The 15,863-nt window shown below is 37.9% G+C and carries 5 protein-coding genes and 5 rRNA genes; 9 read left to right on the forward strand and 1 reads right to left on the reverse strand.

Annotation, left to right across the window (positions count from 1 at the left end):
* Window positions 1–36 precede the first annotated feature (36 nt).
* A 5S ribosomal RNA gene (rrf, locus tag G9F71_RS04905) occupies window positions 37–153 on the forward strand.
* Between the two features lie 140 nt (window positions 154–293).
* On the opposite strand, the gene G9F71_RS04910 is transcribed toward rrf (G9F71_RS04905), so the two are convergent.
* Window positions 294–2,315, reverse strand: a complete 2,022-nt coding sequence (locus G9F71_RS04910; RefSeq protein ID WP_224626191.1) for a methyl-accepting chemotaxis protein — start codon at window positions 2,313–2,315, stop codon at window positions 294–296.
* Window positions 2,316–3,101: 786 nt separating this feature from the next.
* Here G9F71_RS04910 and G9F71_RS04915 point away from each other — a divergent pair.
* The 8 genes from G9F71_RS04915 to G9F71_RS04950 all read left to right on the forward strand — a co-directional run bounded on the left by G9F71_RS04915 (window position 3,102) and on the right by G9F71_RS04950 (window position 15,862).
* Window positions 3,102–4,620: ribosomal RNA gene (locus tag G9F71_RS04915) — 16S ribosomal RNA — on the forward strand.
* Window positions 4,621–4,958: 338 nt separating this feature from the next.
* Window positions 4,959–7,884, forward strand: a 23S ribosomal RNA gene (locus tag G9F71_RS04920).
* Window positions 7,885–7,966: 82 nt separating this feature from the next.
* Window positions 7,967–8,083 (forward strand): 5S ribosomal RNA (rrf, locus tag G9F71_RS04925).
* The 16S, 23S and 5S rRNA genes sit together here, the layout of an rRNA operon.
* Before the next feature lie 527 nt (window positions 8,084–8,610).
* Entirely contained in the window at window positions 8,611–9,300 is a 690-nt protein-coding gene (locus tag G9F71_RS04930) for a response regulator transcription factor (RefSeq protein ID WP_164947985.1), read from the forward strand.
* Between the two features lie 20 nt (window positions 9,301–9,320).
* Window positions 9,321–10,364 (forward strand): sensor histidine kinase, encoded by a 1,044-nt coding sequence (locus G9F71_RS04935; RefSeq protein ID WP_164952526.1) that lies wholly within the window; start codon window positions 9,321–9,323, stop codon window positions 10,362–10,364.
* Between the two features lie 198 nt (window positions 10,365–10,562).
* Entirely contained in the window at window positions 10,563–11,252 is a 690-nt protein-coding gene (locus G9F71_RS04940; protein WP_125006558.1) for an ABC transporter ATP-binding protein, read from the forward strand.
* A complete protein-coding gene (locus tag G9F71_RS04945) occupies window positions 11,245–13,749 on the forward strand; it encodes an ABC transporter permease (protein ID WP_164952525.1) in 2,505 nt (834 codons plus the stop codon). The genes G9F71_RS04940 and G9F71_RS04945 overlap by 8 nt, the downstream gene beginning before the upstream one ends.
* A 595-nt stretch (window positions 13,750–14,344) precedes the next feature.
* Window positions 14,345–15,862, forward strand: a 16S ribosomal RNA gene (locus G9F71_RS04950).
* The last annotated feature ends 1 nt before the right edge of the window (window position 15,863 follow it).

Consider the following 15,863-nt stretch of genomic DNA (forward strand, 5'->3'; position numbering starts at 1 on the left):
TCACTGTGCAATTTTGAGAGAATATGATTTTCTCAATCTGGTGATTATGGCATGAAGGTAACACCCCTTCCCATACCGAACAGGTCGGTTAAGCTTCAATGCGCTAATGGTACTGCAGGGGCAACCTTGTGGGAGAGTAAGTCATCGCCAGGTAACAAATAACGTTGTATTTTATAATACAACGTTATTTTATCGTTATGGCACTATAATACATATAAAATTTTTCACTACTCTATAAAAAAATAAAACCAGCAAAATGCTAGTTTTATTTTTTTGTGTAGGGGAGTGATTTGTTAAATTTGAAATTGATTTATTTTATTATTTAGCTCTTTGGTCAATTCGTCAAGTGTAAGTATACTTTGATAAACTTTTGAGAAGGATTGAGATTGTTCTTGTATTGTTGCTGCAACTTCTTCTGTAGCAGCAGCAGTTTCTTCTGAAACAGCGGATATATTAGTTATGTCAGCTACAATAGTATCTTTAAAATTACTCAATTCATTGATAGATTTGCTAGATTCATCAATTTCAAAGATCATGCTTTGTATATTTGTAGAAATTTTGTTAAAAGCATCATTTACATCTAATACACTCTTACTTTGTTCATCTATAACGGTGAGAGTTTCTGAAGTTTTGGTTACTGCATCCTTTACTTGAGATTGAATGGAAAGTACTATGGTTTTAATTTCGTCTACAGATTTAGAGGAACCTTCCGCTAATTTTCTAATTTCGTCTGCAACTACTGCAAATCCTCTTCCTGCCTCACCAGCTCTTGCAGCTTCTATGCTTGCATTTAAAGCAAGTAAATTGGTTTGTTGAGATATGGAATTAATAGTATCTAGTATAGTTCGGATATTATCGGATTTTACTGCTAATTGTTTTACTGTTCTTTCAATAGATTGGGCAGCTTTATTTGTAAAATTGTTTTTTTCTTTCAAAATTTCAACTACATTTAATCCTAATTTGTTAATAGATTCAGCATCTTTAATCGAAAGATTTAGTACTTCACTATTTTTTAGCATTTTACCGAATTTTGAGTCCAAATCCATGGCAACCCGAGCGGCGTCATCAATGTTTTTTGCTTGAGCTGTTGCACCAATGGAAATCTCGTCTACGGCTCGTACCGTTTCTATAGAAGAAATATTTACGGTTTTGGTTATGTCGGATAATTCAGAGGAAAAAACTGAGATTTTTTCGCTAACATCTTGCGTATTGAAAATTAAATTTTTAATAGTTTTCGTCATATCATTAAAATTACCTTGAATTTGGCCAATTTCATCTTCAGAATTTACAGTTAATGAAACATTTAAATTTCCATTTTTAACTGAATTCATTGCTACTAAAATTCCTGGTATCTCTTTTAAGGTATGCTTCATTCTTAAAAAAGTAGCAGTAAATAGAAGTAAAAGTGAAATAATATATATTAAAATAATTAGATTTCTAATTTTATTTACATTTGTTAATATTTCTGATTCAGGTTGAACTGCAAGTAAAGACCAGCCACTTGAAGAAATAGGTGCATATGATGCAATTTTTTTTTCATTATTATAGGTATAGTGAGTTACAGCTTTTTTTCCAGCAAGCATATTGGCGGTTATATCTTTAAATTGATCAGGCATTTTTTTTAATAACTGTGTTTTATCTGGATGCGAAAGCACAGTTCCATCTTTAGATATTAATGATAAATATCCGGATTGTCCTATTTTGTACTGAGAAACGGTAGTTATGATTTCATCAAGGGTGATGTCAATTCCAGTGGCGCCCAAAGTCTTTCCGTCTTTAATAACTGGTTGGGTTACACTTATAACCATCTTACCTGTTGTAGCATCGGTATAAGGTGCAGTAAAAAAAGTAGTTGCCTTTGCTTTAGTATCTAAATACCAAGGCTTTTTAAGCAAGTCCCAGTCAGCAGGTACACCTTGTTCATTATGTTTTATAATGGCATTTCCAGATTCAGATACAAAGAAAACTAAATCAATATCTGAACCGTTGGAGTTTTTTGTATTTTGCAAGGTTTTTATTACATCGGGGTACCCAGGGTTGGTCTTTATTGCTTTTCGTGAAGGTAAAGTAGACATGAAGTTTATAATAGACTGTTGATTGGCAAGCTGTTTTACAAGCATGCCTTTTTGTGCCAGCGAGGTATTAATTTTTTCTGTTACTAATTGTACCTCATTACTTAAGGACTTTTCCTCGATTTTAATTATATTTTGTTTAATAAATATGGTTAGGATAACCATAGAAGCAATGAAAGTGATGGTAGTAATTGTCATGAAATTTAGAATAACTTTACCAGTAATAGTCTTTAGGCCTCTCATAATTTCACCGCCCTTTTTAATTAGATAATAAATTTATTTAATTATATACTGAATTTTCACAATTTTCAACAAATATTTCTTTTTAATGCAAAATTTCTCTTTTAGGATATATTTAGTTTTAGTTTACAGGGATCCTACAATATTGAAGAACAGCTTAATAAATTGAGGGTTTTTTCATAAAGCCATAATGATACTGGGTACCATTATAAATATGAAGTAATTTATTAAAAGTATTAGGGTCGCCTATTAAGTAGTTAGTTAATTAGGATAAAATTCTTAGAAGTTTAGCTATAAGCTGTGGTAAGTTGAGAGTGTTATTGATAAAAATAAAGTATACGAACCCTAGCGTATCAGTGTGAAAAAAACGCAATAATCAGTAGTATTATGAATAATACTAGTTATTATTGCTCTATTGGAGGAATTAGTATAAACACATTATGTTGGCGCATGATAAAATACTTCTTGTCGCTACTAGTGAGTAACGATAAATGAAAACATTGATAAGTTAACATTTAATATACTTAAAAAATATTAAAAAAAGTTGTTGACAAAACAAGAAATACCTAGTAGAATAGTAGAAGTCGTCACATGATGACAAAGCAAATTGGTCTTTGAAAATTAAACAGAGAAATAGGTAAAATAGCGAAATAATATTTCGCTTGACCAGTTAATTACTTTAGATAAAAAAGTAATTTTAGTCGTAAGACTAAAAAGTATGTAATGAGCTTGCTAACCAGCTTAACAGTTGGCGCAGATTATTCATTTCAAATAAAAAGTGTAAACTTTTAAATTGAGAGTTTGATCCTGGCTCAGGACGAACGCTGGCGGCGTGCCTAACACATGCAAGTCGAGCGATGAAACCCTTCGGGGTGGATTAGCGGCGGACGGGTGAGTAACACGTGGGTAACCTGCCTCAAAGAGGGGAATAGCCTCCCGAAAGGGAGATTAATACCGCATAATATGTTTTGGTCGCATGACCTTTACATCAAAGGATTTTTCTTTTAGAGAATTCCACTTTGAGATGGACCCGCGGCGCATTAGCTAGTTGGTGAGGTAACGGCCCACCAAGGCAACGATGCGTAGCCGACCTGAGAGGGTGATCGGCCACATTGGAACTGAGACACGGTCCAGACTCCTACGGGAGGCAGCAGTGGGGAATATTGCGCAATGGGGGAAACCCTGACGCAGCAACGCCGCGTGAATGATGAAGGCCTTCGGGTTGTAAAGTTCTGTCTTCTGGGACGATAATGACGGTACCAGAGGAGGAAGCCACGGCTAACTACGTGCCAGCAGCCGCGGTAATACGTAGGTGGCAAGCGTTGTCCGGATTTACTGGGCGTAAAGGATGCGTAGGCGGACATTTAAGTCAGATGTGAAATACCCGAGCTTAACTTGGGTGCTGCATTTGAAACTGGGTGTCTAGAGTGCAGGAGAGGTAAGTGGAATTCCTAGTGTAGCGGTGAAATGCGTAGAGATTAGGAAGAACACCAGTGGCGAAGGCGACTTACTGGACTGTAACTGACGCTGAGGCATGAAAGCGTGGGGAGCAAACAGGATTAGATACCCTGGTAGTCCACGCCGTAAACGATGAATACTAGGTGTCGGGGGTCGAACCTCGGTGCCGCAGTTAACACAATAAGTATTCCGCCTGGGGAGTACGATCGCAAGATTAAAACTCAAAGGAATTGACGGGGGCCCGCACAAGCAGCGGAGCATGTGGTTTAATTCGAAGCAACGCGAAGAACCTTACCTAGACTTGACATCCCCTGCATAACCCAGAGATGGGCGAAGTCCTTCGGGACAGGGTGACAGGTGGTGCATGGTTGTCGTCAGCTCGTGTCGTGAGATGTTGGGTTAAGTCCCGCAACGAGCGCAACCCTTATCATTAGTTGCTACCATTTAGTTGAGCACTCTAGTGAGACTGCCCGGGTTAACCGGGAGGAAGGTGGGGATGACGTCAAATCATCATGCCCCTTATGTCTAGGGCTACACACGTGCTACAATGGTGAGTACAAAGAGATGCAAGACCGCAAGGTGGAGCCAAACTCAAAAACTCATCCCAGTTCGGATTGTAGGCTGCAACTCGCCTACATGAAGCCGGAGTTGCTAGTAATCGCGAATCAGCATGTCGCGGTGAATACGTTCCCGGGCCTTGTACACACCGCCCGTCACACCATGAGAGTTGGTAACACCCGAAGTCCGTGAGGTAACCGTAAGGAGCCAGCGGCCGAAGGTGGGATTGATGATTGGGGTGAAGTCGTAACAAGGTAGCCGTAGGAGAACCTGCGGCTGGATCACCTCCTTTCTAGGGAGTAGATGCAAAGACTTCGGTCAATGCAACAAGAAGAATAATTAATTTTATTTTTCAAAATATCTACTGTAATTACTCGTAACCTATTCTCTGTTTAATTTTGAGAGACTAATTTTAGTAAACTCTCTGAGTTTAAATTGACTCTTTGGAGTTAACTAATGATTTAATCTTTCTAAAAATGTTCTTTGAAAATTGCACAGTGAAATTAAAGTTGTTTTAATAAGTTAAAGCCATGTAAATGGTGTATAGATGAATTTAATACAATTTCGCAAAATGAATTAAAACGTTTATATAAATAAACGAAATTATCTACGCAAGTAGATAAAGATAAAGGTTAAGCTACAAAGGGCGCATGGCGAATGCCTTGGCACTAGGAGCCGAAGAAGGACGCGTTAAGCTGCGATAAGCTTTGGGTAGGCGCAAATAGCCAGTGATCCAAAGATTTCCGAATGGGGGAACCCACATAGTAACAACTATGTACTGCATACTGAATAAATAGGTATGCAGAGGTAGACCCGGGGAACTGAAACATCTAAGTACCCGGAGGAAGAGAAAGAAACATCGATTTCCTAAGTAGCGGCGAGCGAAAGGGAAAGAGCCCAAACCTAGGTCTTTGACCTAGGGGTTGAGGATAGATCATAAATACTGCAATTCCTTAATTGAAGATAGCTGGAAAGCTGCTCCGCAGAAGGTAATAGGCCTGTAAATGAAAAGGAAAAACAGTCAGATCTAATCCAGAGTACCACGAGACACGTGAAACCTTGTGGGAAGCAGGGAGGACCACCTCCCAAGGCTAAATACTACCTAGTGACCGATAGTGAAGAAGTACCGTGAGGGAAAGGTGAAAAGAACCCCGGAAGGGGAGTGAAATAGAACCTGAAACCGTGTGCCTACAACCGGTCGGAGCACTTTTTATGTGTGACGGCGTGCTTTTTGTAGAACGAGCCAACGAGTTACGATATGTAGCAAGGTTAAGTACTTAAGGTACGGAGCCGAAGGGAAACCAAGTCTGAATAGGGCGCTATAGTTGCATGTCGTAGACCCGAAACCGGGTGACCTATCCATGGCCAGGATGAAGCGGAAGTAAAATTCCGTGGAGGTCCGAACCACGTTGGTGTTGAAAAACCATGGGATGAGCTGTGGATAGCGGAGAAATTCCAATCGAACTCGGAGATAGCTGGTTCTCCTCGAAATAGCTTTAGGGCTAGCGTCGATTAATTGAGTAATGGAGGTAGAGCACTGAATGGGCTAGGGGCTGACAACAGTTACTGAACCCTATCAAACTCCGAATGCCATATACTTTTATTTCGGCAGTCAGACTGCGAATGATAAGATCCGTAGTCAAAAGGGAAACAGCCCAGACCATCAGCTAAGGTCCCAAAGTGTAAGTTAAGTGGAAAAGGATGTGGGATTTCTAAGACAACTAGGATGTTGGCTCAGAAGCAGCCACTCATTCAAAGAGTGCGTAATAGCTCACTAGTCAAGAGATCCTGCGCCGAAGATGTCCGGGGCTAAAACTTACCACCGAAGCTATGGGTGTACACTATGTGTACGCGGTAGAGGAGCTTTCTGTACTGGCTGAAGTCATACCGTAAGGAGTGGTGGACGGTACAGAAGTGAGAATGTTGGCATAAGTAGCGAGAGTTAAGTGAGAATCTTAACGGTCGAAAACCTAAGGTTTCCTGAGGAAGGCTCGTCCTCTCAGGGTTAGTCGGGACCTAAGCCGAGGCCGAAAGGCGTAGGTGATGGACAATCGGTTGATATTCCGATACCACCAATGGACGTTATTAGAAATGGGATGACGCAGGAGGATAAGATGTGCACACTATTGGATGTGTGTCTAAGCATTTAGGCGGAGCAAGCAGGCAAATCCGTTTGCTCTTAACGCTGAGATGTTATGGGGAAGGGAATTTATTCCTGAAGTATCTGATTCCACGCTGCCAAGAAAAGTCTCTATCGAGGATATTGGTGCCCGTACCGCAAACCGACACAGGTAGGTGAGGAGAGAATCCTAAGACCATCGGAAGAATTGCTGTTAAGGAACTCGGCAAATTGACCCCGTAACTTCGGGAGAAGGGGTGCCTACGAAAGTAGGTCGCAGAGAATAGGCCCAAGCAACTGTTTAGCAAAAACACAGGTCTCTGCTAAAGCGAAAGCTGATGTATAGGGGCTGACGCCTGCCCGGTGCTGGAAGGTTAAGGGGATTACTTAGCGCAAGCGAAGGTATGAACTTAAGCCCCAGTAAACGGCGGCCGTAACTATAACGGTCCTAAGGTAGCGAAATTCCTTGTCGGGTAAGTTCCGACCCGCACGAATGGCGTAATGATTTGGGCACTGTCTCAACAGCACATCCGGCGAAATTGTAGTGCCAGTGAAGATGCTGGCTACCCGCGATTGGACGGAAAGACCCCGTAGAGCTTTACTGTAGCTTAGCATTGAATTTCGGTATTGTCTGTACAGGATAGGTGGGAGACTGAGAAACATGGGCGTCAGCCTGTGTGGAGTCATCCTTGGGATACCACCCTGACAGTACTGAGGTTCTAACTGGAGGCCATGAATCTGGTCACAGGACATTGTTAGGTGGGCAGTTTGACTGGGGCGGTCGCCTCCAAAAAAGTAACGGAGGCGCTCAAAGGTTCCCTCAGCGCGGTTGGAAATCGCGCGAAGAGTGCAAAGGCAGAAGGGAGCCTGACTGCGACACCTACAAGTGGAGCAGGGACGAAAGTCGGACTTAGTGATCCGGTGGTACCTCGTGGGAGGGCCATCGCTCAACGGATAAAAGCTACCTCGGGGATAACAGGCTGATCTCCCCCAAGAGTCCACATCGACGGGGAGGTTTGGCACCTCGATGTCGGCTCGTCGCATCCTGGGGCTGAAGTAGGTCCCAAGGGTTGGGCTGTTCGCCCATTAAAGCGGCACGCGAGCTGGGTTCAGAACGTCGTGAGACAGTTCGGTCCCTATCCGTCGCGGGCGTAGGAAATTTGAAGGGAGCTGTCCTTAGTACGAGAGGACCGGGATGGACAAACCTCTGGTGCACCAGTTGTCACGCCAGTGGCATCGCTGGGTAGCTATGTTTGGAAGGGATAAACGCTGAAAGCATCTAAGCGTGAAGCCCACCCTGAGATGAGATTTCCCATAACTCGTGCGTAAGCACGGTGTTAGTAAGACTCCTGGAAGAACACCAGGTTGATAGGTTAGAGGTGTAAGCATGGTAACATGTTCAGCTGACTAATACTAATAAGTCGAGGGCTTGACCTTAATATATATAAAGCGTAAGCTTCAAGCGAAAGCGAGAAGATAATTTCACTGTGCAATTTTGAGAGAATATATATTTTCTCAATCTGGTGATTATGGCATGAAGGTAACACCCCTTCCCATACCGAACAGGTCGGTTAAGCTTCAATGCGCCAATGGTACTGCAGGGGTAACTTTGTGGGAGAGTAGGTCGTCGCCAGATAAACAAAAAACCACTAAGTCTAACTTAGTGGTTTTTATTTTGCGTAAATATAATTACAAAGAATTTGTGCGGAAAGCCCACTCTCTTTAGGTGTGGTATGGATAGCACTACTAAAATATACCATTAGACATGGTTATTTTAGTACGATATAATATACTTAGGTTTTGAAACGAGCCATATACTATCGTTAATGTGTCAATTGTGATGCTTGATAGTGAAATTCTTGAAGAAAATAATTAGTTTTTATATGTTGTAATTTATAGTTTTTATTATAAATGAGAGTATAAAAGAAGTTATTTAGTATTCAAGAACCCCATTCATTTATGTGTGGGAGTTTCAGAATAGTTAATAAAATAGATTTGTATTAAAACCTTACTTTAACACAAAGTAGGGTTTTAAGTTTTAGCGACATTTTAGAAGGAAAGCGTGGGAATTTCAGTTATAACTTGTATGGAATAATACTTTTACTTTTGATACAATAATAAGAGGGAATAATTAACTATTTTGTAATGGAAGGGACTGTGCATATGCAAAACATTCTTATTGTAGAAGATGATGTTATGTTGAATAATGGAATATGCTTTAATATTAATGCAGATGGTTTCAAAACTGAATCCGCATTCACTTTAGAGGAAGCTTACATAAAATTAAAAAATGATAAAATTGATATGATAATACTTGATGTTAATTTGCCAGATGGTAGTGGTTTTGATTTTTGCATAAAAGTGAGAGAAACTTCAAGTGTGCCTATATTGTTTCTTACAGCTTGTGATATGGAAATTGATATTATTACAGGGTTTAAATTAGGTGGGGACGATTATGTTACAAAACCTTTTAATTTAGGTATTTTGAGAGAAAGAATTTTAGCTATATTTAGGAGATATAACATAGAAACAAAGGAGAATACTGATTTTATAATAGATGACATGGTATTTAATTTTGAAAAGATGACAATTTTGAAAGGTGGTAATAATCTTGCATTAACGCCTACAGAATTTAAAATTTTAAAGGTGTTGCTTATTAATAAGGGACAAGTACTAACAAGGCGAGTGTTAATGGAAGAGCTTTGGGATAAGGATTTAAACTTTGTTGATGAGCATGCACTTACAGTTAATATCAATAGATTAAGGGCTAAGCTTGAGGAGGAGCCATCATCACCTAAGTATATTAAAACTGTATATGGCATGGGTTATATTTGGGCAGGTGATATAGTGTGAGGGATCTAAAAAAAAATTCGATGAATAAAATCTATAGTATATATATTTTGATTTTTGTTTCTATAAGTATTTTGTTTTTTTTGTATTTATTTAGATCATGCAATAGAATACTGAAAATTAATCCTAATTTAGTTTATGATTTAAATAATTTTAGAATTTCTATAATAGCTTTTTTGTTTATATTCTTAGTTATAGCTATAAGTTTTGTATGGCTTACAAGCATTAAAGTGGTGAAATTTTATAATAATCTCTGTGAGGTTATTGACAATGTAATAGCTAAAAAAGAAAATACGACTTTTGATACAGATAAAGAAACCTTATTATCAAAATTTGAAAATAAGATTAAGCAGCTAGTAGATATGGTAGAAAGTGAAAGAGCGGAGTTTAATAGCGACCGAAACAAGCTTAAAAGTATAATATCAGATATTTCTCATCAGGTAAAAACCCCGTTAGCGAATATAACTATTATTAATGAAACTTTAATAGAGAGAGAGTTAACAAAAGCGCAAGAAAAAGAGTTTTTGAAAAATATGAAATTTCAAATAGGAAAACTGCAGTGGCTTATAGAAGCTCTTATAAAAATGTCTAGACTTGAAACGGGTATAATAGTTTTAAATAAAGAAAAATTACCGCTTAGTGAAACTATAGCCCAAGTAGTTGGAAGTGTATATCTTAAAGCACAGAAAAAAAACATACATATTGAGATAAAATGTGATGGGGCTATTATGCTATGTCATGATAAAAAATGGACAACTGAAGCTATATTTAATATTGTAGAAAATGCTATTAAATATACTGAGTATGGTGGGAATATAAATATTGAAGTTGTACCTTTAGAAATTTTTACTGAAATTGATATAAGTGATGATGGAATTGGAATATTAGAGGAAGAGATAAACAATATATTTAAACGATTTCACAGAGGGCGTGAAGTGCAACAAATAGAAGGCGTAGGTATTGGACTATATTTAACCAGAGAAATCATAAGTAAGCAAGGCGGATACTTAAAAGTTAAATCTGAAAAAGATATTGGAAGTAAGTTCTCTGTATTTTTGCAGAATTAAATATAACAATATTGTGATATTTAATATATATTTTGTGAGGAGTTTGTTACATTGTTTTGTTAGGATATATTTATAGCCATTATTTAGTAATTAGGTATGAAATCATGATTCATAGTGGTTTTCTAGATTAATAGTTACCGTAAATTTTAATTGTACTAAATTTAATCTGGCTAAAAAATATATATGGGGGATGGGAAGATGTCGCTTTTAAAAACTGAGAATCTAAAAAAACATTATGGTAAGGATAGTAATTTGGTAAAAGCACTAGATGGAGTTAATTTTGAAGTTGAAAAGGGTGAATTTGTTGCGATTATAGGAACTTCTGGAAGTGGTAAGAGTACACTTTTACATATGCTTGGTGGATTAGATAGACCTACAGAGGGCAAAGTTATTGTTGATGGAAAAGATGTATTCAGTATGAATGAGGAACAGCTAACTATCTATAGACGTAGAAATATAGGTTTTATTTTTCAAAATTATAACCTTATACCTATACTTAATGTATATGAAAATATAGTTTTACCTATAGAACTTGATGGAAATAAAATTGATAAAGATTATATTGAGGAGATTGCGAGTATTTTAGGGTTAAGTAGCAAGCTTAATAATTTGCCTAATAATCTTTCAGGAGGACAGCAGCAGAGAGTTGCCATTGGAAGAGCAATAGCTGCAAAGCCTTCTATAATACTTGCAGATGAACCTACAGGAAATTTGGATACTAAAACAGGGCAGGAGGTTTTAGGACTTCTTAAAATCACAAGTAAAAAGTTTAATCAAACAATTGTTATGATAACCCACAATGAAGAGATAGCACAGCTTGCAGATAGGATTATAAGAATTGAGGATGGCAAGATTGTGTCTTCAAGGGGGCAGATTACAAATGTTTAAAAATAATAATAGAAAAATATCCTCTAAGCTTGCCAAAAGGAGCTTTAAGGCAAATAGAACGAGAAATATTTTTGCGCTTTTAGCTATAGTACTTACAACTGTATTATTTACTGCAGTATTTACTATTGGTATGAGTTTAATTGATTCTATGCAAAATGCAACTATGAGGCAGGTAGGTACAAAAGCTCACGGTGGATTTAAGTACCTTACAAAAGAGGAAACAGATAAATTAAAGCAGCATCCACTTGTCAAAGAATACGGAACTACAGTTACAATATCAGATGTAGAGAATAAAGAGCTCCGAAGTAATGCCGTAGAGCTGCATTATGTGGATGAAAATTGGGCAAAATGGGGATTTTGTGAGGCAACCACAGGAAAGTTACCAGAAAATGAAAATGAAATAACTACAGCTACTTGGGTGCTTGATATGCTTAATGTACCCCACAAAATTGGAGAAAAGGTCACAGTAGAGTACACTATAATGGATAAAAAATATACAAAGGACTTTGTTTTAAGTGGTTTTTGGAAAGGAGATAAAGCAATTGCAGGCGCAGGTATTGCAATAGTTTCCAAGGATTTTGTAGATAAAAACCTTAAAGATGTGGATTTAAATAAAAGTATGAAGGATGGAAAGTATACAGGGTTAACTGACCTTTATGTTATGTTTGATAAGGCTTCAGATACTAAAAATAATTTGAAAAAAGTTATTAAAGATACAGGTATAAGTTTTTCAGAGGAAAGATATGCTGTAAATTGGGGATATTTATCTAATCATGATACAGAGTTGTCAAATATAATTCCTTTTATAATTATAGGATTACTTATAATGGTGAGTGGATACCTCTTGATTTATAATATATTTTATATTTCAGTAGTGAAGGATACTAAATATTATGGATTATTAAAAACCATCGGGACTACTAAAAAACAATTAAAGTGCATAATACGAAAACAAGCATTTATGCTATCTTTAATTGGTATTCCTATAGGCTTAATTTGTGGATATTTTATAGGGGCGGTTCTTGTGCCTATATCACTTAGTGCGTCAAATATGAGTGATAGTACAACAATATCGATAAATCCTATTATATTTGTAGGTTCAACATTGTTTTCTTTAATAACTGTTTTTTTAAGTTCAAATAAGCCAGGTAAGATTGCGTCTAGGGTATCACCAATTGAAGCAGTAAGATATACAGGAATAGAAATGAAAGATAAAAAAGGAATAAAAAATTCTACAAGTGGTGCAAAACTCTATAAGATGGCTTTTTCAAATATATTTAGAAATAAGAAAAAAGCAATTATTCTTCTAGCATCGCTTTCATTAAGCATTATATTGTTTAATTTTATTTCTACTCTAATTGGAAGTTTTAATATGGATTTGTATCTTAAAGATAGCATACGAGGTGAATTTGTTATTAGTAATTATTCTAATTTTGGAAAAAATATATTTAATGGTGTAAGTACAGTTGATGAAAAAATGTGTAATGGATTAAAAAATATTCAGGGGGTAAAAAAAATAGATAAAATTTATTCAGGATTTGCACAGGACAAGATTGATGCTCATAAGCTTGATGTTATGAAAAAAGCTTCTGTAAATGAAGAGGTTGTTAAAGCTAATATGCAAAGTATAAAAGAAGTAGAAGTTCAGCTTTATGGTTTAGATAATGGTTGCATGGATATGTATAATAAAAGCACCATAATTAAAGGTGAATTTAACCTTGAAAAATTCTCAACGGGTAAATATATATTGATAAATCAATCCTTTGGATGTGATTATTACAAGGTAGGAGATAAAATAAAACTTAATTTAAAAGATGGAGGAGAGAAAACTTTTGAGGTTATGGCATTGGTAGAAGTAGTGAGGACATTTGATCTAAAAATTTATAATCCAACAGGATATAAAGCCTATATAGCATCAAAGGAATTCATTTTATTTATTAAAAAACCAGTAATAATGACAGCGCAAATATTTATTGATAAAGAAAAAAGCAGCACTATAGAAAATCATATTAAAAAACTTCAGAGCAGCAATAAGGATTTAGAGTATCGATCAAAAAAGGATTATGAAAAGGAATATAAAAATTTTACAAAGACTTTTTCTATAATAGGCTATAGCCTTAGCGCTGTAATATTTATAATAGGTCTTATGAATTTTATTAATACTATGCTTACAAGCATTTTAGCTAGAAAACAAGAATTTGCCATACTTGAAAGTGTGGGAATGACTCGAAAACAGCTTTTGAAAATGCTTATATTTGAAGGACTTTACTATGCTCTTATTACTACTGCTATTGTATCGACTGTTGGAATATTTATAACACATTTTGGAATAAGCTTACTTTGTAGTGGAATTACAATTTTTAAATATAATTTTAAAATTATCCCTATTGTAGTATGTTCCTTAGGATTAATGATTTTTGCTATTTTTATTCCCAAGTTGTGTTATGGTAGTGTTTCTAAAAACAGTATCATTGAAAGATTGAGAGAAAATGAATAAGGCACACGAAAAGATTTACCTGAAAGGGTAAGTCTTTTTTGCTAGATCAATTTATATATAATCAAAAACAAAGTAAGTTATAAGATAGCCAATACCATAAGATCTAGATAAGTTGGATTAAGTGGCTATGGAGTTATAATACTTAACCATGCGTATCGGAATGCTAAATATCGAATTATTTATACTTATATGTAGTAATATGAAGATAATCTAGTTAGGTGACATGTTGGTTGAAATTATGCTCTTATTTATATGATAGAATATTCCTTGTCGTCACAAAGCAGTGGCGAAGCACGCTAAATGTTAATTACTATTTAATATGTTTTCAAATGAAAATTAATTTTAAAAAGTTATTGACAAAACAAGAGAAACCTAGTAATATAGTAGAAGTCGTCACATGATGACAAAGCAAATTGGTCTTTGAAAATTAAACAGAGAAATAGGTAAAATAGCGAAATAATATTTCGCTTGACCAGTTAATTACTTTAGATAAAAAAGTAATTTTAGTCGTAAGACTAAAAAGTATGTAATGAGCTTGCTAACCAGCTTAACAGTTGGCGCAGATTATTCATTTCAAATAAAAAGTGTAAACTTTTAAATTGAGAGTTTGATCCTGGCTCAGGACGAACGCTGGCGGCGTGCCTAACACATGCAAGTCGAGCGATGAAACCCTTCGGGGTGGATTAGCGGCGGACGGGTGAGTAACACGTGGGTAACCTGCCTCAAAGAGGGGAATAGCCTCCCGAAAGGGAGATTAATACCGCATAATATGTTTTGATCGCATGATCGAGACATCAAAGGATTTTTCTTCGGAAAATTCCACTTTGAGATGGACCCGCGGCGCATTAGCTAGTTGGTGAGGTAACGGCCCACCAAGGCAACGATGCGTAGCCGACCTGAGAGGGTGATCGGCCACATTGGAACTGAGACACGGTCCAGACTCCTACGGGAGGCAGCAGTGGGGAATATTGCGCAATGGGGGAAACCCTGACGCAGCAACGCCGCGTGAATGATGAAGGCCTTCGGGTTGTAAAGTTCTGTCTTCTGGGACGATAATGACGGTACCAGAGGAGGAAGCCACGGCTAACTACGTGCCAGCAGCCGCGGTAATACGTAGGTGGCAAGCGTTGTCCGGATTTACTGGGCGTAAAGGATGCGTAGGCGGACATTTAAGTCAGATGTGAAATACCCGAGCTTAACTTGGGTGCTGCATTTGAAACTGGGTGTCTAGAGTGCAGGAGAGGTAAGTGGAATTCCTAGTGTAGCGGTGAAATGCGTAGAGATTAGGAAGAACACCAGTGGCGAAGGCGACTTACTGGACTGTAACTGACGCTGAGGCATGAAAGCGTGGGGAGCAAACAGGATTAGATACCCTGGTAGTCCACGCCGTAAACGATGAATACTAGGTGTCGGGGGTCGAACCTCGGTGCCGCAGTTAACACAATAAGTATTCCGCCTGGGGAGTACGATCGCAAGATTAAAACTCAAAGGAATTGACGGGGGCCCGCACAAGCAGCGGAGCATGTGGTTTAATTCGAAGCAACGCGAAGAACCTTACCTAGACTTGACATCCCCTGCATAACCCAGAGATGGGCGAAGTCCTTCGGGACAGGGTGACAGGTGGTGCATGGTTGTCGTCAGCTCGTGTCGTGAGATGTTGGGTTAAGTCCCGCAACGAGCGCAACCCTTATCATTAGTTGCTACCATTTAGTTGAGCACTCTAGTGAGACTGCCCGGGTTAACCGGGAGGAAGGTGGGGATGACGTCAAATCATCATGCCCCTTATGTCTAGGGCTACACACGTGCTACAATGGTGAGTACAAAGAGATGCAAGACCGCAAGGTGGAGCCAAACTCAAAAACTCATCCCAGTTCGGATTGTAGGCTGCAACTCGCCTACATGAAGCCGGAGTTGCTAGTAATCGCGAATCAGCATGTCGCGGTGAATACGTTCCCGGGCCTTGTACACACCGCCCGTCACACCATGAGAGTTGGTAACACCCGAAGTCCGTGAGGTAACCGTAAGGAGCCAGCGGCCGAAGGTGGGATTGATGATTGGGGTGAAGTCGTAACAAGGTAGCCGTAGGAGAACCTGCGGCTGGATCACCTCCTTTC

Source organism: Clostridium sp. FP2 (assembly GCF_011065955.2).
In the GTDB taxonomy this organism is placed as follows: Bacteria; Bacillota; Clostridia; order Clostridiales; family Clostridiaceae; genus Clostridium_AD; species Clostridium_AD tagluense.

Excerpts from the sequence above, each read along its gene's own strand:
- G9F71_RS04910 (WP_224626191.1), bottom strand. The coding sequence starts at position 2,315 with ATGAGAGGCCTAAAGACTATTACTGGTAAAGTTATTCTAAATTTCATG.
- G9F71_RS04930 (WP_164947985.1), top strand. The coding sequence starts at position 8,611 with ATGCAAAACATTCTTATTGTAGAAGATGATGTTATGTTGAATAATGGA.
- G9F71_RS04935 (WP_164952526.1), top strand. The coding sequence starts at position 9,321 with ATGAATAAAATCTATAGTATATATATTTTGATTTTTGTTTCTATAAGT.
- G9F71_RS04940 (WP_125006558.1), top strand. The coding sequence starts at position 10,563 with ATGTCGCTTTTAAAAACTGAGAATCTAAAAAAACATTATGGTAAGGAT.
- G9F71_RS04945 (WP_164952525.1), top strand. The coding sequence starts at position 11,245 with ATGTTTAAAAATAATAATAGAAAAATATCCTCTAAGCTTGCCAAAAGG.